The 19,187-nt window shown below is 57.7% G+C and carries 14 protein-coding genes and 2 pseudogenes; 1 reads left to right on the top strand and 15 read right to left on the bottom strand.

Annotation, left to right across the window (positions count from 1 at the left end):
* Window positions 1-320 precede the first annotated feature (320 nt).
* A pseudogene (locus FAZ97_RS35400) lies at window positions 321-431 on the top strand (S-formylglutathione hydrolase); the annotation flags it as partial.
* A 168-nt stretch (window positions 432-599) separates the two neighbouring features.
* Here FAZ97_RS35400 and FAZ97_RS18255 read toward each other — a convergent pair.
* The 15 genes and pseudogenes from FAZ97_RS18255 to FAZ97_RS18185 all read right to left on the bottom strand — a co-directional run.
* Window positions 600-1,221: pseudogene (locus FAZ97_RS18255) on the bottom strand (alpha/beta hydrolase-fold protein); the annotation flags it as partial.
* Complete coding sequence (locus tag FAZ97_RS18250; protein ID WP_158759848.1) at window positions 1,218-2,324, bottom strand: S-(hydroxymethyl)glutathione dehydrogenase/class III alcohol dehydrogenase; 1,107 nt, start codon at window positions 2,322-2,324, stop codon at window positions 1,218-1,220. The gene FAZ97_RS18250 and the pseudogene FAZ97_RS18255, both read right to left, overlap by 4 nt.
* A 78-nt stretch (window positions 2,325-2,402) precedes the next feature.
* Window positions 2,403-3,857, bottom strand: coding sequence for an amidase (locus FAZ97_RS18245; RefSeq protein WP_158759847.1), 1,455 nt, complete (start codon window positions 3,855-3,857; stop codon window positions 2,403-2,405).
* A gap of 55 nt (window positions 3,858-3,912) precedes the next feature.
* Window positions 3,913-5,181 (bottom strand): NAD(P)/FAD-dependent oxidoreductase, encoded by a 1,269-nt coding sequence (locus FAZ97_RS18240; protein ID WP_158759846.1) that lies wholly within the window; start codon window positions 5,179-5,181, stop codon window positions 3,913-3,915.
* Between the two features lie 197 nt (window positions 5,182-5,378).
* Window positions 5,379-5,747 carry a hypothetical protein gene (locus FAZ97_RS18235; protein WP_158759845.1) on the bottom strand — a complete coding sequence of 123 codons (369 nt, stop codon included), beginning with the start codon at window positions 5,745-5,747 and terminating at the stop codon, window positions 5,379-5,381.
* Between the two features lie 1,182 nt (window positions 5,748-6,929).
* Window positions 6,930-7,766 carry a helix-turn-helix transcriptional regulator gene (locus FAZ97_RS18230; RefSeq protein ID WP_158759844.1) on the bottom strand — a complete coding sequence of 279 codons (837 nt, stop codon included), beginning with the start codon at window positions 7,764-7,766 and terminating at the stop codon, window positions 6,930-6,932.
* A gap of 261 nt (window positions 7,767-8,027) precedes the next feature.
* Window positions 8,028-9,053 carry an aromatic ring-hydroxylating dioxygenase subunit alpha gene (locus tag FAZ97_RS18225; RefSeq protein WP_158759843.1) on the bottom strand — a complete coding sequence of 342 codons (1,026 nt, stop codon included), beginning with the start codon at window positions 9,051-9,053 and terminating at the stop codon, window positions 8,028-8,030.
* Between the two features lie 42 nt (window positions 9,054-9,095).
* Window positions 9,096-10,265 (bottom strand): aromatic ring-hydroxylating oxygenase subunit alpha, encoded by a 1,170-nt coding sequence (locus tag FAZ97_RS18220; RefSeq protein WP_158759842.1) that lies wholly within the window; start codon window positions 10,263-10,265, stop codon window positions 9,096-9,098.
* Window positions 10,266-10,321: 56 nt separating this feature from the next.
* The gene (locus FAZ97_RS18215) at window positions 10,322-11,353 is read right to left on the bottom strand and encodes a Rieske 2Fe-2S domain-containing protein (RefSeq protein WP_158759841.1); all 1,032 of its coding nucleotides are present in this window, start codon (window positions 11,351-11,353) and stop codon (window positions 10,322-10,324) included.
* A 114-nt stretch (window positions 11,354-11,467) separates the two neighbouring features.
* Window positions 11,468-12,643 (bottom strand): MFS transporter, encoded by a 1,176-nt coding sequence (locus tag FAZ97_RS18210; RefSeq protein WP_158759840.1) that lies wholly within the window; start codon window positions 12,641-12,643, stop codon window positions 11,468-11,470.
* Window positions 12,644-12,708: 65 nt separating this feature from the next.
* Window positions 12,709-13,026, bottom strand: a complete 318-nt coding sequence (locus FAZ97_RS18205; RefSeq protein ID WP_158759839.1) for a 2Fe-2S iron-sulfur cluster-binding protein — start codon at window positions 13,024-13,026, stop codon at window positions 12,709-12,711.
* A 626-nt stretch (window positions 13,027-13,652) separates the two neighbouring features.
* The gene (locus FAZ97_RS18200) at window positions 13,653-14,786 is read right to left on the bottom strand and encodes an aromatic ring-hydroxylating dioxygenase subunit alpha (RefSeq protein WP_158759838.1); all 1,134 of its coding nucleotides are present in this window, start codon (window positions 14,784-14,786) and stop codon (window positions 13,653-13,655) included.
* 175 nt (window positions 14,787-14,961) lie between these two features.
* The gene (locus FAZ97_RS18195) at window positions 14,962-16,260 is read right to left on the bottom strand and encodes an NAD(P)/FAD-dependent oxidoreductase (RefSeq protein ID WP_158759837.1); all 1,299 of its coding nucleotides are present in this window, start codon (window positions 16,258-16,260) and stop codon (window positions 14,962-14,964) included.
* Between the two features lie 79 nt (window positions 16,261-16,339).
* Window positions 16,340-17,848, bottom strand: a complete 1,509-nt coding sequence (locus FAZ97_RS18190) for an aldehyde dehydrogenase family protein (protein WP_158759836.1) — start codon at window positions 17,846-17,848, stop codon at window positions 16,340-16,342.
* 16 nt (window positions 17,849-17,864) lie between these two features.
* Window positions 17,865-19,166 (bottom strand): aminotransferase class III-fold pyridoxal phosphate-dependent enzyme, encoded by a 1,302-nt coding sequence (locus FAZ97_RS18185; RefSeq protein ID WP_407671877.1) that lies wholly within the window; start codon window positions 19,164-19,166, stop codon window positions 17,865-17,867.
* Window positions 19,167-19,187 lie beyond the last annotated feature (21 nt).

Genomic DNA, 19,187 nt, shown 5'->3' with positions numbered 1-19,187 from the left:
GCGTCCAAGCCAGTAACCGGTGCCCGCCACTCCCGCTGAAGCCAGAGCAAGACCGCCCCCAAGCAATAGTTTACGTCGGCCAGACTGAAAGCCTCGCCCTTTCTGTTTCGAACGATCAATTGCATCCGACGAGTCATCGCCCATGGAACTCCTCCGAATAAAGTGACATCCACGCAAGCCCTCTTGCGTCATAGATGACATGCTCCGGGAATCAGCTCGTGCCAGCCATACCCCTCATAGGGGAGTAACCATACGCAGTATGGGAGCGCAACTCCTCAGAACAGGACTCAGAACTGTAGCGATGCGGTTTGCGCGGCGTAGGCCAGCCGCTTGTGTTGCGCTGGTACGCCGGCTACGTCCATAGCTACTATTTCATCTCCACATCTGTTGCCGATCACCACAAGCATCTCGCCCGGGTCTTGTGCAGCTGAGTGTTCGGCGGGATGGTCGTCCTTTACACAAAAGGACAGTGGTTTACGGGAACCGGCGCATCCTTGCTACGTTACCGACGTCGCGTTGGTTGAAAGCTTCTTGGATCACCTCGATCGGTATCTGCGCGGTATGCAACCCGACCACGTCAGGATTCAGTTGCGTCTGCGCCCGTGGTCGATCCGAATGCCCTCAGCGAACTCGGGCGCGCCTACGCGCGCAACCAGCTCACGCGTAGCGCAGGCCCTCCGGACTTTCCTGTCAGTTCCTTGATAGTTCGTAAACGCCTTATCGCCCTACGGGCAACGTGCAAGCGCGGCGATCGGCGCAAGCGCCAACACCGAGCGGTACAGGTCTCCGTTACGGAGCACGAGCGCACCATGGCCTCCCATTAAATCGCCGAAGATACCGAGCCGCGCGCCGTCGATCGGAAACAGTTCAAGTACGGTTTCGCGCAACTCGTACGCAACGCATGAATCCATGTACCAGTTCGCGAACCAAGGTACCTCAGTCGCGTCCACGTAGAACCCCACGCGCACTCCAAAATCTCAAGCTTCACTCCCGCCCAGCACACCCGCGCCGCGCGGGCTGGGTGTCAGGCGCGATCAGCGCGACATTGCGCTGCGCATCGTACTGCTGCCCTCCGGCCATCATCATCAAGGTCTCCTCGGTACAGGACAGCCCCGCGAGGTAAAACAGCACCGGCACGCGGTCGTGCGCCGCCGACGGTGGCAAGTACACTGAGAAGCACATCGGCAGGCCGATCACCTTCGAATCGCGGTACCCGCTCAGTACAGCACGACCGAGCGGATCGACTCGCCCTTCTTCATCAGGTCGAAGCCTTCGTTGATGCGCTCGAGCGGCAAGGTGTGAGTGATCAGCGCATCGATCTTAATCTTGCCTTCCATGTACCAGTCGACGATCTTCGGCACATCGGTGCGTCCACGTGCGCCGCCAAATGCCGAGCCCTTCCACTCACGGCCCGTGACAAGCTGGAACGGCCGCGTACCGATCTCGGCGCCGGCCTCGGCAACGCCAATGATGAAGGACTGGCCCCACCCCTTGTGTGTGCATTCGAGCGCTTGGCGCATCACCTTGACATTGCCAATGCATTCGAACGAGTAATCCGCACCGCCATCAGTGAGTTGCACGATGCGATCGACGACGTTCTCGACTTCGTTCGGGTTGATGAAGTGGGTCATGCCAAATTGCTTCGCCAGTTCGACGCGCTTCGGGTTCAGATCCACCCCAATGATCTTGTCGGCGCCGACCATCTTCGCGCCCTGGATCACGTTGAGGCCAATGCCGCCGAGGCCGAACACCACCACATTCGCTCCCGCCTCAACCTTCGCCGAGAACACCACGGCACCCACGCCGGTCGTCACGCCGCAGCCGATGTAGCAGGCCTTGTCGAACGGGGCGTCCTCGCGGATCTTCGCCACGGCGATTTCCGGCACGACGATATAGTTCGAGAAGGTGGAGGTACCCATGTAGTGGAAGATCGGCTTGCCACCGATCGAGAAGCGCGAGCTCGCATCTGGCATGAGGCCCTTACCTTGCGTGGCGCGGATCTTCTGGCACAGGTTGGTCTTGCGCGAGAGGCAGAATTTGCATTCGCGGCATTCCGGCGTATAGAGCGGGATGACGTGATCGCCCTTTTTTAGCGTCCCCACGCCGGGACCTACATCGACCACCACCCCCGCACCCTCGTGGCCAAGAATGGCCGGGAAGATACCTTCGGGATCGGCGCCCGACAACGTGTAATAGTCCGTATGACAAATGCCCGTCGCCTTGACCTCGATCAGGACCTCGCCCGGGCGCGGCCCTTCGAGGTCGACTTCCTCGATGGTGAGTTGCGTGCCGGCCTTCCAAGCAATTGCGGCTTTAGTCTTCATTTAAACTCACAAGCATGCGAATGTTCGCCAAAATCGACGCGCCGAGCGCCGATCACAATACATTTACCCCGTGATCCGTTAGTCCAACCGGGAAACGTGATGCGGCGGCAGTTTGCTGATCCACGGCTGTGCTTCCTCGAGTTGGGCAGCCAACCGGAGCAACAACAGCTCGCGCCCGTTAGCGGCCAGGAAATGTGAGCCAAGCGGTAGCGCTTCGTCACTCCACTGCAGCGGCACCGACATCGCAGGAATCCCTGCGATGTTGGCCGTTGAGAGGAACGGGCAATGAGCACACATATCATGGAACCATGCCATGAAATCATCAGTCGGAATCGCACCGATCTGACCGAGTGGAAACGGCGGCTGCGAGCCGGCCGGCGTAAGCATCACGTCGTACTTCTCGAAGTAACGGCCGTATGCTCGCGAGGCAATATTCATCTGCTCAAGCGCCCACATCACTCGGGAACCGCTCGTGTGTTCAGCGCCGTGGAACGCGGCCAGTACGTGGGGCTCCAACGTGTCGCTGCCTGGTTTGCGGCCGGTCACCGCTGCAATCATCTCGATGCCAGAACGTAGGCTGCTCGACCAAATCACACCAAATGCCTCGAACAGGGTTTCATGATCGAAATCGAACGTAACCTCCTCTACATAGTGGCCAAGCGATTCACATAGAGCAGCGCTTGCCCTAATCGCCGAAACCACCGCCGGATCGAGCGTGGTAGGTGGAAACACGGGAGTCACGTTGAGACCGATCCGAAGACGCCCCACAGGCCGCTTCAGTTCAGCGAGATAGGAACCTTCGAATCGAGGTGTATAGCACCAAGCACCTACGTCGGGGCCCGCGGTCACGTCCAGCATCGCAGCCGTATCGCGCACACTGCGCGACAAGATGTGCTCCGCGGCGAAGCCGTTGAGTGCCAATGCAGCATCGGGACCGACCGGGTTCAGATTGCGACTCGGCTTGAGCCCGAACAGCCCGCAACATGCAGCCGGCCAGCGGATCGACCCCCCTGCGTCGTTCGCGTGCGCGATCGGAACCATGCCCGAAGCCACTGCCGCCGCCGCGCCACCCGACGAACCACCCGGTGTACGTTCGAGATTCCACGGATTGCGTGTCGGGCCATACAGCAACGGCTCCGTCGTGCAGCTTGAGCCGAGTTCTGGAATATTTGTACGGCCAAGGATGGTTACGCCCGAAGCGCGAAAGCGCTCGACCAGCTCCGAGGCAACCGGGGGAGCTTTCATGCCTTTTGCAAGGCGGCTGCCCAGTTCGAACGTCACGCCCTTATCATGTGAGCCGATGTCCTTGAGCAGGAACGGCACGCCTGGAAATGGGCCGACCGGTAAGAAATCAGGCGCGGGGCTCCGATCGGCGGCATCGGGATAAGTCTCGATCACCGCGTTCAAGACTGGATTCAGTGCGGAAATCGCAGTCAACGCTGTTTGAGCTAGCTCGCGCGGACTCACTTGCTTTGCCCGCACCAGTTCCGCCAAGCCGGTAGCGTCATGGCTAGCATATTGAGAAAGATTCATTTGCTTTGCTCCAGGTAGCTTTGATGGAAATGCGGGGGAATATACTCAGGCATACTCACGGATGAAATACGATGGGTGAGCCGTCTCTGAAACGCCCGAAAGAGAACGGCGTCAAATCAATGCGCGGAACCTGCCCAAGCACGAGATCGGCGAGCGCTTCCCCTGCGGCTGGACCCATGGTGAGTCCGGAATAGAAGCCCGTTCCCAAATACAGACCGGGCAGCCGCTCGACATCGGAAATTACGGGCATGTTGTCGAGCGTGCTAGTCTGCGCCCCTGACCATTGCTCAAGACGAGCAGAGATTCCAAGCGCTGGGAAACTGCCCAGCACGTTGCTCACTACTCGATGTAGGTAGGCTGTGCGCGTTTCCGGCGTCAGGATGCGCCGTTGCTCGAACGGCGATGCCTGATCGAGCGACCAGCGCGCCGGAATGCGCAACTCCGACATGAATGTCGAAAGATTGAACACCGGGCGAAACTCGGTCGCCATATGGCGCATTGCCGGCCCGAGCCGAATCAAATTGCGCAGAGTACTTGGCATGATCGGCGTCGAGCCGACCGCCGTACATATATCGAATGCACCATCGGTCGTAGGTCGCATCGCGAAACCAGCATCCGCAGCAATCGTAGCGACTGCAGGGCCATTACCGGGACTCACGCGGGCCACCCCAGAAAATGACATGAATTGCGGAAGATCTAGTCCGAGGCTGCGCGCCATAACAGGTGACCAGACACCGCCTGCGAGTACCACAGACAGACATCGCACGGCGCCCTTCTCCGTCACCACACCGGTGACAGCACCTCCAGTGGTTTCAATTCCACGTACCGCACAATGTTGAACAACTACGCCGCCTGCGCGTCGCACTGCGTCAGCAATTGCGGGGGCCGCCAGCTGCGGCTCAACGCAACTATCGCTTGGTTGGTATAGCGCTCCGACAAACGACGTTGCCGCGCCAATCGCAAGATCAGTTGCCTCCGACGCGCCGATGATTCGCGCATCAATCCCAGGCAAACCACTGACCTCGTCGAGCCATTGCTGTGCAGAATCAAGTCCTTCGCGGCGAGTAAAAAACGTTGCGAGCCCCGTACACCGATAGCCGACCTCGCCCTGAACGCGCTCATTCATCTCAGCCCACAGAGCCTTCGAACGCGAAACAATCTCCATCTTGCTCGGAGCAAGAAACTGGCTTCCTACACAACCAAGCGCTCTGCCTGAAGCCTCCCCGGCAATCACACCTTTCTCGCACAGCAGGACCCGCACTCCCCGTTCAGCGAGCGTCAGTGCAGTAATGCATCCGACGACACCTCCACCGATAACGACCACGTCTGTCCGCTCAGGTACCTGTGTATCACTCCGCACTGGCCGTGCGCGCGACACGCCAGTCACTAGTCCGCCGCCACTCCGACTAAACAAAGCGCTTGTCGTCATTCTGCCGGCGAGACCTACGGTACGCGCGAAGTTAGTCACGCGTTCAGATGCGCGAGTATGAATGGGTTGTTCCATAGGCACCATACCGCTCCTTAGCGCACAGCCGCAACGGGATTACCGTCAGAACACCATGCGGGCGCAAAGGGATGTTGACTGATCACCGGCACACTGACAGCAATCAGGTCTGCACCTACCTGCGCAAGTGCTTGGTCCCATGAAAAAGAATGGTCAAAAGCGCGCCTCGATAGTTCGCAGCCGATCTTAGCCTTCACGTATCGCGCCACTGACGCACCACACCGGATCAGAAACCATGCGGTCCGCACCGCGCGTATCCCGCCGCCGATAACGACCGCGCCACCCTCCAACGTAGTCAGGCGCACTACGCCATATGGTGCTTGGCTCGCAGCAGGCATGGCACGCAGCAACTCGATGAAATCGGAAAACGGATGGCTTATCAGCATGAGAACAGCGAGTCAGAGGACCAAACTGAATAGAATTCAGCAAAAAGATAGCAGGGAGTTATACCGCACGCCCTACCCCCCTAAGGGTACGGACAGCGACTCGAAAGACTATCTCAAGGCCAAATTTCCTGAAATTTGTCTTGATTTTTCATATTCAGTCTGGCGAACCCAGCGACTGCGTTTTTGCAGCACATCTGGTACATGGCCACCCGAGCCTGAAAACGATTGAGCGTGTACAGGGAGAAATCGGCGACAACCCGATGGCACGAACCATCACGGACATACTGGTCCCAGACCTTAACAATGAGGGAGAACCGCAGATCGCGGCTGTCCAGTGCCGCAAGAGCGCCACCGGCTTGCGGTCTTCAACCCAGCAATGCTGAAGACGGGTGCGACGGCCATCATGGCTCACCACGTCGTTTAGCGTATGTTGCGGGAAGAAAAGGAAGTGACCATCTCGGACACTGCGCCTGGCGGCGCGGCACCAAAAGGCGAACAAATCGCTCTGGGAAGACGCACCGAGCTACGCCCACCCATGCTTAAGATGCAATGCCACGGTCTGAAGCGAAATCTCGAATTGCAGATCGATGGCTTCGATCGAGAAGCTCATCACAATAGGCTGGCCTGCAATCCAGCCCGGCCAGTCGCGCTGACCTGCACGCGGGCCAACTGCATACCGCCGCAGACAGATCATGCGAAGGCAAGAGCCTCGCACAGTGCAGCAAGCATCGTCACACGTGCCAGCCCCTGCGAGGGAAATGCGCGGCGCCTCTTGAGCGATTAGAGAACAGCCTAACGGCACCTGCGGCGACGAAGACTGCGCACCACCAGTTGGCTGCCTTCGCCCACGGAGAAATCGACCTCTTCGCTCAAGCAGTGGTTGCCGCAGGGGTTCGATGAAAGAGTAGTTAGCGACCGAACAAACCAACTTATTGACGGGCATCGGAAAATTTCGCGAGTCCGAACATCGGTGGCGCATGCTTGCGATATCGGAGCATCAGCTAGTCCACTGCAGTTCAGTCGCACACCGGATCGCCGATCCTAACGCTCTCATCGCTGAACACTCGTTGGCATCTCCACGCCGGGGCGGCGACCACCTCCGAAACCGAACATCGTGAGGCACAAACCCGTTGTCGCCCCCCTTAAACACGACGGGCCAAGGTGCAGCCAGACAAGCCAAAATCAGACACAATGTTTGAGACAGACATTGAATAACTCGGTCTGGGAGGACAGACAAAGTTTTGCATATGCACGTTTGCGATGGGTTGCGACCGTGTTCAACGATATACCGAGAATCAGACTGATTCCCATCGCAGTATAACCGAGCACAATGTAGGCGCAGATCTCGGCTTCCCGCAAGGTTAGCCGGCATGGCTCCATTAATAATGCGGCGCGCAGTTTGGCAAACCTCTCCGCACGACTAGCGGGCCACTCGCTCGATTGCGGCGGATCAATCGCCACCGCCTCATCATGTTTTGTAGCGAGCGAGAGTTGGGCATGTCGCTCGGCACTCGACAGCATAAGAGCACTCAAACGGCTGAGTACCTCGCGCTGCGAACGGTGAAACCCGCCCGCCTTACGACTGCGGTACAGGCTTAGACTCAACACGCGGCTGCCTCGCCGTACCGCGTAAGTCGCTTCCTCGCCAACATCCATCGGCTCGTAATATCGCTCGAGCATCTCCCTCATCGTCGCACTTGGCATCGGCGTCGCGTGGAAATCGAAATAGCGAACACCCGGCTCGCTACGCGCGTGCCGTTCTATTTCCGACAGAATTGGGTCAACGCGAAAATCTTTGTCTACCCACTCATCGAGTAAAGCAGGCATTTGTGCCCGTCTTGACGGGTCAAGGGTACCTGCGACCGTGACGCAGGGCCTGCCAATCCCGATCTCTCGCTCGTATCCCGCACAGTGGACAATTTCAAAGTCTGGATCGAACAATCCGATCAGGGCCTGTGCGAAATCCTCGCCCCCTACTGTCGACATCATGGATGCCAGTCTGTCAGGTATCAGTTCCATACGCGTGCCGGGAATACCCTTCGTAATCCGCCGATCAACACGGCAGCATTCTCATACAAAGCAAGAAGCGCGCCAAGCAGCATGATCCAGTCACAGCATGCAGCCCGAACTAGCTTTAACGAGAACTATGCACAACAGTAAGGCACGCGCACCATTCGCAATAACCCGGGGCGGAAATCTTAACCGAAAGGTGCATGAGACTAGCGGAGGGCGATCGTGACCCAGCAAGAGAAGTCGTCAGTGGTGAACCCGTTTCGTGGTTTATCGAGCGACATGCGTACAAACGCCCGCGACGGCAGTGGTATTCGCCTGCTCCGCCTCGATTAGCGCCGCCAGCTTGCGCCGCACGCGCACCGCGCCGACGTCGGATGCCAGCAGCACCGGATTCAGCTCCCAGAGATCTTTGTCGCCCATCATCTTTTGAACTGCCTCGACCATCGGTTTATCTTCGTGGTCAAAGGCCTGTATGAGGACTTCGCGCATCATCTCTGGTGCGAAGCCGACGGGCACTACCGAACTCCAGAAGTAGTGCGTGGTGGTCGCAGTTTCTGGCGTCAGGATGTGAGCCGACGGAATCACTATGACGGGCTCATCACTGCCTGCTTGGCTCGTCTGGCTAGTCAGCACGTGCACCGACGGCGCGTGCCAATGGATCGTGTCACGATGCCTAACTGTGTGACCTGGGATTACCTCTTCGCCGAAGAAATTCGGCAGATCAGAGACGAGGAACTCTACGACGATCGTACCGCTATCCTCCCAACTACGAACCTTCGGAACGTAGTCGCGCCCACCCAATGCGGGGTGCAGGAACGCGGTATGCGTAAGATCCATCAGGTTGTCGCTAAGCAGACGATAGTCCGCTTGAGCGAGCGTCGTGCCGGTGACCTTCTCCACTTCGAGGTCGGCGTGGTGTGGAATCGTCGGGATCGCCGCGGAGTCTGCCGCGCCGAAATCACCCATCCAGATCCAAACCGCGCCGTGTAAGTCACGGACGGGGAATGAACGCACCTTCGCCGCGCTCGGTGCAACCGGCGAAAGTGGATTGGCGACACAGGTACCGTGACGATCGAACTGCAGTCCGTGGTAGGGACATTGAATATTTCCGCCCACGATCTGCCCGTTTGAAAGCGGCGCGAATCGATGCGGGCATCGATTCGCAAGCGCCACAATGCTTTCATCTTGGCGATACAGAACAATCGACGTGTCCAGAATTTTCCGGGTAAATGGGGTCTCGCCAATTTCAGAGGCCCAAGCGATCATGTACCACGCATTTTTCAGAAAGCTCATCGCCTCTCTCCCCTATTCAACCTCTTTCAGGACCTCACCCTTTCATGCTAATGAGACGCCTGTATCCTTGAGCATGCAATCAAGCCACCAGTTATGAAACTGATGCACAGTCTTTTCCATTTGCGAGAGCCTACCCGGCTTAATGAAGCGTGAATGCACCCCGAGGCCGACACCGGTGGTCACACCAACGTCTTCGTCCAAGATACGCAAGAAAAACGCCTTCAGTGGCTCGAATCTCTCAGAGAAATCAGCAGCGTCCCGAGCACCACGTGGCAATAGCAATGTCCACACGAGTTCATGTTCACGTTCGTTGTGGATATTGAAGTCGAGCCACAGCGGCGTAGCCGCATCGGTAATCGCGTGTGTGTACGGATAAATATTGAACACCGTCGCGCTACACAGGAACCGCTCATCCAGACCAGCCACTGGCGGATAGAAGGTCTGAGCCGGCTGGTGATCCTTCTGGTAGAGAGAGAAGCAACCGTACGGACCGGTCACGTCACGGTACTCCGCCTTGGTGGCTGGGAACTCGTGATCCGCCGTTTTTGGATGAACCCAAGGCTGATGATAGGCTTCGCTGAAATTCTCGAGAGAGATTTTCCAATTCCAGGGTACCGTGCGCCGGCCCATCTCCACCGCCTCCATTTCCTCAATTCGGTACGGGCCAACGTCAGGCTCCAGACCTGCGATCTGCGGCGCGAGCGGCGCGGCCTGTTCGTCGAAATTGACGAATACGAAGCCATGCCAAACCTCCGAGCGGAACTGGGGCAGTTTCACGTCGCGGCGTTCAAAGCACTGGGCTTGATCCATAAACGGTGCAGCCAGCAACTTCCCATCTAGCCCGTACGTCCAGCCGTGATAGGGGCAGATAATGCGGTTGCCTTTCACGGTGCCAGCACCTGATGCAAGTGTAGTGTTGCGGTGGCGGCAAACATTGGACATCACCTTGATCTGCCCTTCGCGGTCGCGTAGTGCAATCACAGGTTCGCCGACCAGTACGCGGGTCACGTAGCTACCCGGCTCCTTGATCTGGCTCACATGGCAAATAGGCAGCCAATTGCGCGCAAAGATACGTTCGCGTTCGATGCTGAAAATCCGTGCGTCGGTATACGCCGCCGGCGGCAGCAGCGAAGCGCGCTCGAGCGGTTGGCGAACCGCAGCAATATCCTCGTCGTTGAGACCGAGATCATTCGGAAACGATACACTTGACATATACGTCTTTCCCTTATTTATTGAGTCGATTCCAGAGTCGTGCGTGGGAATTACATTCACTCGCCCTGCCCGAGCCCAAGTTCGCGCAGGCGGCTGCGGTAGGCATTGCTAATGTTGTCGACTGGCAAGTGAATTTCGTGATGTTGATCGAGCGGCATGTTCAAGACGCGCATCTGCGATAGCACCCCAATATCCTCCCCGTTGATCTTTTCAAACGCAGTCCTCAGCGACGGCCACTCCGACTCTGGCAGTTGCGTGCGGAGGATCTGAAACACACGGCTGGTGTAAGCACTGACCGGAGACGGGATATCGCACGACGTCAAGCTAAAATTCGGGTCATCTACCGCCTGCATCCCGAACTCGAGTGCAAAGGGCAATACCACTCGATAGCGGTAATTACATAGGTGGTTCGTCTTGCCAGCGGTCTCGTAATATTGCGCGGTCATGATCACCGCATCGTCAGTCTGCTCAACGTGGCCAGGTTTCAATTCCGCCTTGGGATCTCCGCCTAGGGTCGTTGCGTGGACGAACGGAAGATGCGCCAGATCGAAAAAATTCTCGATCTGGCGTGGCGCGGAAATCGGCCAGATCGCCGATGAGATGTGTACGAGTTCGTCTCTCGGGGCATCGAGTAAGGTCGGAAAGGACGGCAGATCATGCTTCGTGGCGTCACCGAGGCAAGTCCAGACCAGGCCATACAGCTCCTTCACCGGAAAGTTACGCACGCGGTACGAGGCCGGCAGCCGACCCTTGTCGCCAAGCGCCGGTACGAGCGTGCACTTTCCCGATCCGTCGAAATGCAATCCGTGAAATGGACAGACAATCTGGCCATCTTCAACCGTACCACCACTCAAGCGGATGAGCCGGTGAGGACACATGTCCAGCACCACCGCAATTTTTCCGTCGGCATCGCGAAATAGCGCGAGATCGACGTCGAGCAGCGTTGCCTTGAACGGCAGATCACGGATCTCGGACACCTCAGCAATCGGGTACCAGAAGTCGGCCAGAATCTGCCAGTCGCGCTCCGCGATCTGCGACGAATTAGGACGCAGCACGTGTTCGCGCGGTGCATGAAGGGGAATGAACATGATTAAATTCCTGTGGTTTAACCCCTGATGGTCACACTCGTCAAACCATCAATACGATTAGTTATCCTACTTTTTATCGCCAAATTGTTCAGGACCGTAACGAACCGAGCTCGTTCAGCCGATCACGCGCGACACAACCGCTGGACTACGTCGTTCGAGGAGCAGCAAGGCCAGACCCAGCACTACCGCCACCACGACAATTGCCCCAGCTACCAAGCCGAATCCAATGTATTGCACCACGATCGATCCAACCAACGGGGCCAACGCGCCGGCGGTGAAGAATGCTGAGCCGACGTACGATGCACCCACACCGGAGGGATCCTCCGCTGCAGCGGCTGCCTGAAGAAACGGGAACAGGAAATAGATCGCACTAAGTTGCAGACAGGCGGCGACACGGAACCCAAATTCCGCCGGGTGTGAACTCAGTGTCAAGACTGAGGCCGCGAGGATCGCCAAGCCCACACAGGCAGGCCGGGCTCGGCCGAATTTTGCACCAATCACGGCCGCCATGGTGCTCCCCACACCAGCGGCAACGATTGATGCAGTCACCGCGCTCTCGATAGCGACAGACGACATCCCGGCCCTCTCGCCGATAATCCAGTAGAACACCCAAATGATTCCGCTGCAAAGGCCAATCGCCCATGAACCGGCTGCAATGACGGCAATACGCCCAGACACCCCTCCCCTGGCTGTCAACTGCTCAGGAGAGAATCCGACAGTTTGGGTAGTACCGCTGTCGTAAACCGTCCGCGGCGTAAATAAAACGACCGGCAACAACATTACGATGGCGATTACGAATACCTTGAACGATCCCGTCTCCATCGAAATGCCGATATGGGGTAATAATCCGATCAGCACGATGCCATAGACCACATTAACTATTCCAAGCGTCGCGAAGGTCGATTCGGGCACCCGGGTACGGGCCGCAAGCCGGTTGCTGGCCATGAAAGCAGCGCCGGCACCGGCGCCAACCGCTAGGCGTGCGAGGATGAGCCAGCTTGTATGATGCTCCCAGAACACAGCCAGAAAAGCACCGACGATCGCAACTACGGTGCCCCAAAGCGCCACGCCGAACAACGGCGTACGTTCGCCAATGAGCCGGTTGAGCAGAGCAGATCCGAGTGACAGCGAAAGCATCTCGATTGTTATGACAAGTCCGGCCAAGCTCTCGCTCATGCCGTCCGTCGTCACCAATTGATGCATCAACACCGGCTGCATCCACCAAGTTGCGTTGCCCACGCACGCTGCGGCGCAGCTGCTTGCCACGACCCTGAGTTCTTTCATATCCATAGCAAAGCTTTCGATCCATCAATGTTTGTACTGTTCAATATCCCGGTCTTCTGCATCGCTTTCTCTCAATCCGCAGGTGCGATGGTAACCGTCAGACCATCAAGGTCTTCGGTGAACGCCAACTGACAGGCCAGACGCGAGAACTCCGTACGATGGTCTGAACTGTCGAGCAGGTCGTGCTCGTCGTCGTTCATCGGCGGCAATTTCGCTTCAAACTCGGGCTCGACATAGACATGGCAGGTTGCGCATGAGCAGCACCCTCCACAGACCGCGAGCAACTCGTCTTGCCCGCTGTCCCTTATCAACTCCATGACCGACCGGCCAGATCGGGCCTCGATCGACGATACATCTCCCTCTCGCGTCTTCACGTGCAGTATTGCCATCTCTAGTCGTTACCGTCAAAGTTGATCAAATATCTCTTTTAGCTTGCGCTCTTGACTGTCAGTAAGTCCAACGCACTTATAGCAATATGTGTTTTCGCTGTGCCAAGATAAGCATAAGGCAACCGTAATTCGGCGCTCTCCCCTTGGAAGGTGACGTTCACGCATGGTACGCTGAGCACGGTTTGCGTTACCTCCTTCACTCTCGCTGCCTGACATCCTCTAGCATGGCCTGACTGGCCTCAGCGCCCGATTATGAACGGGCACCTCATGCGTTGTTGATTTTTGAATGACTTGTCTGAAATCCGCTCGCGTCCGTGGAAGGCAGTCACATCTCATGGCGTTCGAGTTGGAAGACAAGGCGCCCTTCCGGTCAGATCACATGCCGAAAATACAACTACATTAAGCACTTCCTTAACAAGACCCAATTCACCGTTTATGGCGATGATGCTCTTAAGTGCCATCACCGAAGAGGACCCGCGCCAGCCACCGTCAAATATGAGATTGTCATGAGCGCATCAAGTCGGAAAAGCAGTTCCGCGTGCCTACATCCAGTCGACAAAGCGGAGATTCTTTGCAGCGAGTATCTTCCCAGCGAGCCTGTCGGTGATCGGCGAGATGCTCGTTGCTTATGCATCCGTAGAGCGCACCATGGTTACAGCGGCTACGCTCTCTTGCTCTCGAACATCAGTTCTTGCTCGAGACTTCAAGTATCGACGCATAGCCACCGCCGCCGCATCGCTCGCAACAGAAACTTCAAAGAAAGAGTGGTCTCTATCACGAAGCACATCGTCGACTAACGCAAGTGCCTTCTTGTCTTCGCTAAACACCTCACATGTTTGTTCGTGGATGAAATTCTGCAGATCTTCCTGATCAAGGCCGAAGTCGCGACCCACCACGAAAAAGTAGTGCGTCGAACTTGCGGTTTCAGGGGTAGGCAGATGTGCGACCCGAATATGAAATTCGGCGCGATCATTCTCTGGCAGAGTACTTTCATAGAACGCCACCGACGTCAGGTGCAAGCCCGGCGACTCAAATGATGAGCGAGCAATGCGCGCCGCTGTGGTTGTCTCTACAAGCCCAGTAGCATTAGCCCACATCGGTGGCAATTTGGTTGGCACGACGTTGCGCAATACCGCAAATTTTTCCTCCCCGATATCCACTTCAAAAGGCGCCCTCGCGTAATCCGGTGTTCCGAATGTCCTCTCGTGAACAAACGATAGATGTGTCAGGTCAATCAAATTCTCGTGCAATCCGACGTAACTGCCTTTCATCGGCATGTAGCCGCTTGACCATGCCCAATTCGGCGATTCCATCCAATCCTGATGCGGCAATTTGGTAGCATCCGGTGCGTCGTCGCCTAACCAAATCCAGATAAGCGGCCCCTGCTCAATCAATGGGTAATTTCTGACGCCGATACCCTGCGGGCACTTGGCTTGCGATGGTACCTCGCACCAGTTACCGTTTGCGTCATAGCGAAACCCATGGTATCCGCAAATGATAGTATCCCCGTCCAATATGCCTTCGGACAGCGGATAGGAACGGTGAGCACAGCGATCGTCCAAAGCTACCGGCTGGCCAGCCTCTGTTCGATACAAAACGACTCGCCGGCCCAACAATGTTCGTTTAGTTAGCTGGCGGCCCACTTCCTGCTTAAGCGCAGCAACATACCAGTCGTTGAAGATGAACGGGGTGTCACGATCGGCCATTTGCTGTAGTGCACGTTGGCCGGCAGAAATAATCTTTTGTGATGGCAGGGTCATGATTGTCTCCATATTGATTTCTGGCGGGAACGGTATTCTGATCGCCCATGCCGCCCCTTCTCCCTGGGGAGAATGTCTCCGGAGTTCCGGGATGTCATATCAGGCTTCGTGAAAATGACGAAAAGTAATCCTTTTAACGCGTTACCAGTTTTTCAGCGAGTTCCATTCGGATACATCAGACAGGCGAGGAGGTATTCCCTTGTGTGTTGGGTAAGCAGACGGTCACGCGTGCTGCATTGCGTGCTGTTTCCACAAGAGCCTTCAGTGGCTGCCCAGCATCGGCCAGCATCACAGCATCGAGACTCAACCCCTCCGTAACAAGCGCGCGGCCCTGCACGTAATCTTTTGGAGTATTTACACAGTCGAGTGCGATCACCTGACCGTGTCGAAGGTAGATAAGCGTGAATGCGCGCGTGGCCGGATCCCCGCGGACGACTACCTGATCGTGACCGGTCGAAAGGCCGATGGTCTGAAGCCTGAGGTCATATTGGCTAGACCAGAACCACGGCACGGCCTCGTAGTTTTCCAGGGCGCCCGAGACGGTCTTCGCCGCGATCGTGGCTTGGTCGTTCGCGTTCTGTACGGATTCGAGCCGAATCACCCGTCCATCTGCATAACGGTTTGCATGCAGTGCGCAATCGCCGATCGCCAAGATGCCAGGCAGACTAGTGCGGCAGTATGCATCCACTTCCACGCCGTTAGCGCCCTCCGCGCCGGCGGCCAGCAGTGGCTCGACGTTCGGTATTATCCCGATGCCGACCACAACGGCATCGGCCTGAATCGATTCGCCGCCCACCAAGCGCACACCCGTCACGTGATGATCAGCCACGTCGAGCCCCTCGACCTGAGTACCGAGTCTGAGTTCGACGCCGTGTGCCCGATGCTCCTTCTCATAAAAGCGTGACAGAGGCTCCCCTGCCACACGGGCAAGCACCCGGTCGGCCGCCTCGATCACGGTGACCCGCTTGCCGAGCTTCACCAGTACCGCAGCAGCCTCGAGACCGATATACCCGCCACCGATCACGACGATATGGCGAAGTCGGTTTAGACTCGCCATCAACCGGTCCACATCGTCACGGGTTCTTACCACGTGTACGCCCTCGGCCTCGGCACCCGCACAGGCCAGGCGTCGCGGACGGCCGCCGGCAGCCCATATAAGCGATCCGTAGCTCAAGCGTGTGCCGTCATTGAGCAAGATCATGTGCGCATTGGCTTCGACCGCTTCAACCCGTTTGCCCAGGTACAGCGTGACCTGCCGATCCTCCCAGAAGGCTGACGGCCTGATCTGCAAACGCTCAAAGGTCTTTTCACCAGACAGGTAATCCTTCGAAAGCGGCGGACGTTCATACGGAAGATGTGGCTCGTCGCCGACCAGCGCAACGGTGCCGCCGAACTTCTGCTGCCGCAGGGCAATCGCGGCCTGTGCGCCGCCATGTCCCGTCCCGACAATCAGAACGTCATAATGAGTTTGCATCTCTAACCTTCATGTAAGCCGTGATCACAGCCCGATCGGCAATAAAGCAGCCGACCGGATCGTTCGTTGCACAACGGGTTTATTCGCCTTGCGTGCGAATCATCAGAGTTTTGGTCTGAAGACATTGTTCGACCGCCTCGGAGCCGAGGTCGCGACCGATGCCCGAAGCTTTGACCCCCCCCTCCGGCAATGCCGGATAGGGAAATCCAGAGTTATTGACAGACACCTTCCCGCATTGCAGGGCTGCGCTTACGCGCACCACCGTATCCACCGAGCCGGACCAAAGGCAAGCGGCCAAACCGTAGTCGGTCGCATTGGCGAGAGCAATCGCTTCCTGCTCGTCATCGAAGCCGTATACGCTAAGAACCGGGCCAAACACCTCTTCCTGGGTGATCGATGCGTTCAGCGGCGCCCCCGTTACGACTGTCGGACCAACATAGAAGCCGCTGGCCCCCTCAAATCCGTCGCCACCCGCTATGTCGTAACCGGCGTTGCGCGCCGCATCGATATACCCGAGCACATGCTGGCGTTGGCGCGCGTTGATCAGCGGCCCCATCGCACTATTTGCGTCAAGCCCCGGCCCCACGCTCAACGTACGCACGTGCTGATGAAGCCGCTCGACCACTTCGTCGTAAATGCTGTTCTGCACATACAGCCGCGAACCTGCCACACAAACTTGCCCCGAGTTGAAATAAATCGCGTCGGCCGCGCCTTTTACTGCTGCTTCGAGGCTCGCATCAGCAAATACAAGCGTCGGCGACTTGCCCCCTAGTTCGAGCGTGGCCTTCTTCAGACTTTCTCCTGCAATGGCGCCGATATGGCGTCCGACAGACGTCGAACCGGTAAACGAGATTTTTGCGACGAGCGGATGCCGCACCAACGCTTCACCAGCCTCGGCTCCAAGACCAGTGACGATATTCACCACGCCCGGCGGGAATCCCGCCTTTTGGACCAACTGACCAAGCATCAGCGCAGACAGCGAAGCATCTTCGGCCGGCTTGAGCACGACTGTGCAGCCGGCTGCCAGCGCGGGAGCCAGCTTCCACGCGGCAAGCATCAATGGCACGTTCCACGGTACGATCGCAGCGACCACACCGATCGGCTCACGGCGTGTGATACCGGTATAGCGACCTCCGTCCGGCGGACCGCTCACGTCCATCGTTTGTCCAACGAGCTTGCTCGGCCATCCAGCGAAATATCGGAATACCCCTGCAGAACCTGGCACGTTGATTCCGCTCGAAAGCCAGATCGGCATGCCGTTATCAACGGTCTCGAGCTCGGCCAACGTATGCGTATGCTCGTCGATCAAATCCGCGAGCCGGGAAAGGAGACGCTCGCGGCCGAACGGGCCAAGCTGCTTCCAAGTTGCATTACCAAGCGCGCGATGCGCGGCCTGCACGGCCGCGTCGATCTCGGCCACCCCGCCCTTCCCGATCGCGCTGATCTGTTTACCGGACGATGGATCAAGCACCGGATGCGATGTATTGGCCGCATGCCATTCGCCGTCGATCAGGTGCGAGGGCTTGCGATCAAGCGCTGCACGCGCAGGCTCGCTGAGAATGGACAGGTCATTTTCGAGATGCACCATATTCGCCGTCCCGTGCTCAGTACTTGTTGCGCGTGAGCGCGTCGTCCAGCACACGCACGACCTCATCGACATGCGCTTTGGTGAACGTAAGCGGCGGCGAAATGATGAACTTGTTCACGATGGTTCGCAACATTACCCCATTGGCCACGCACGCTTCGGAAATCGCGCCAGGGTAGCTGTCCACCGGCGAGAACGGTTCTTTGGTCTCGCGATCCTTGACAAGCTCAACTGCGATCATCAACCCCTTGCCGCGTACATCACCAATCACTCGGTGCTTTTCCTTCAGTTCGCCAAGCCGGCCAAGGAAGTAATCGCCAACCACTCGCGCATTCTCGGTGAGGTTCTCCTTCACCACGATGTCCACTGCGGCCAAACCTGCTGCGCAGGCTACCGGATGGCCGCTGTAGGTATAGCCGTGCATCAGAACCGAGCGCGGCCCCTCGTTGTTCCAAGCGCTGGCCACGCGGTCGTTCAACACTGTCGCACCAAGCGGCACATAGCCGCTGGTCAAGCCCTTCGCCAGACACATGATGTCCGGCTTCACGCCCCATCCCCGGCTACCGAAAAGCGCGCCGCTGCGACCGAATCCCGTGATCACCTCGTCGGCGATCAACAATACACCGTAGCGGTCGCAAACCTCCCGCAGCTTCGGCCAATAGCTCGCGGGCGGCACATTCACGCCACCAGCCCCCTGGATCGGCTCAGCAATCACCGCAGCCACTGTATCGGCGCTCTGGAACTGAATTTCGCGCTCAAGCAGCTTGATACAGATATCGACGAGGGCCTCTGGATCCGAGGTGAACGGATTCCGATAGAGATTCGGCGACTCGACGTTGATGAAACCCGGCACCAGCGGCTCATAGCTGCGTCGCCACGCGTCACCGCCGCAAGCGGACATGCCACCGAAATGCAGGCCGTGGTAGCCACCGCGCAGCGAGATGAACTTGATACGTTCGGGCTCACCCTCGAGCTTCCAATACTGACGAGCCAGCTTGAACGCGCTCTCCACTGAGTCGGAGCCGCCCGAACTGAACAACACGCGCGACATGCCCTCAGGTCGCAGTAGCTCGATCAAGCGCGCCCCGAGACGCGTGGCCGGCGCATTCGCGCCACCCGGAAAAAGGTTGTAGTAGGCAAGTTCGTTCGCCTGACGCGTAATCGCATCGACAATTTCCTTGCGCCCATAACCGGCATTGACACACCAGAGCCCGCCCTGACAATCGAGCATGCGATGTCCATCGACGTCGGTGATATACACCCCATCGCCCTTCTCAATGATCGGCGGCGGGTTCTTCAACACATCTTTCGGGTCGTTCATCGGATGAAGCGCATGACGGCC

Source organism: Paraburkholderia acidiphila (genome assembly GCF_009789655.1).
GTDB classification, from domain to species: Bacteria; Pseudomonadota; Gammaproteobacteria; order Burkholderiales; family Burkholderiaceae; genus Paraburkholderia; species Paraburkholderia acidiphila.
This window is presented reverse-complemented; position numbering and strand designations above follow the sequence as displayed.

What these genes read in the sequence shown, in the direction of transcription:
- FAZ97_RS18195 (WP_158759837.1), bottom strand. Translation starts at nt 16,260, where the DNA reads ATGCAAACTCATTATGACGTTCTGATTGTCGGGACGGGACATGGCGGC.
- FAZ97_RS18215 (WP_158759841.1), bottom strand. Translation starts at nt 11,353, where the DNA reads ATGTTCATTCCCCTTCATGCACCGCGCGAACACGTGCTGCGTCCTAAT.
- FAZ97_RS18230 (WP_158759844.1), bottom strand. Translation starts at nt 7,766, where the DNA reads ATGGAACTGATACCTGACAGACTGGCATCCATGATGTCGACAGTAGGG.
- FAZ97_RS18235 (WP_158759845.1), bottom strand. Translation starts at nt 5,747, where the DNA reads ATGCTGATAAGCCATCCGTTTTCCGATTTCATCGAGTTGCTGCGTGCC.
- FAZ97_RS18200 (WP_158759838.1), bottom strand. Translation starts at nt 14,786, where the DNA reads ATGACCCTGCCATCACAAAAGATTATTTCTGCCGGCCAACGTGCACTA.
- FAZ97_RS18210 (WP_158759840.1), bottom strand. Translation starts at nt 12,643, where the DNA reads ATGGATATGAAAGAACTCAGGGTCGTGGCAAGCAGCTGCGCCGCAGCG.
- FAZ97_RS18185 (WP_407671877.1), bottom strand. Translation starts at nt 19,166, where the DNA reads ATGAACGACCCGAAAGATGTGTTGAAGAACCCGCCGCCGATCATTGAG.
- FAZ97_RS18190 (WP_158759836.1), bottom strand. Translation starts at nt 17,848, where the DNA reads ATGGTGCATCTCGAAAATGACCTGTCCATTCTCAGCGAGCCTGCGCGT.
- FAZ97_RS18220 (WP_158759842.1), bottom strand. Translation starts at nt 10,265, where the DNA reads ATGTCAAGTGTATCGTTTCCGAATGATCTCGGTCTCAACGACGAGGAT.
- FAZ97_RS18245 (WP_158759847.1), bottom strand. Translation starts at nt 3,857, where the DNA reads ATGAATCTTTCTCAATATGCTAGCCATGACGCTACCGGCTTGGCGGAA.
- FAZ97_RS18250 (WP_158759848.1), bottom strand. Translation starts at nt 2,324, where the DNA reads ATGAAGACTAAAGCCGCAATTGCTTGGAAGGCCGGCACGCAACTCACC.
- FAZ97_RS18205 (WP_158759839.1), bottom strand. Translation starts at nt 13,026, where the DNA reads ATGGCAATACTGCACGTGAAGACGCGAGAGGGAGATGTATCGTCGATC.
- FAZ97_RS18225 (WP_158759843.1), bottom strand. Translation starts at nt 9,053, where the DNA reads ATGAGCTTTCTGAAAAATGCGTGGTACATGATCGCTTGGGCCTCTGAA.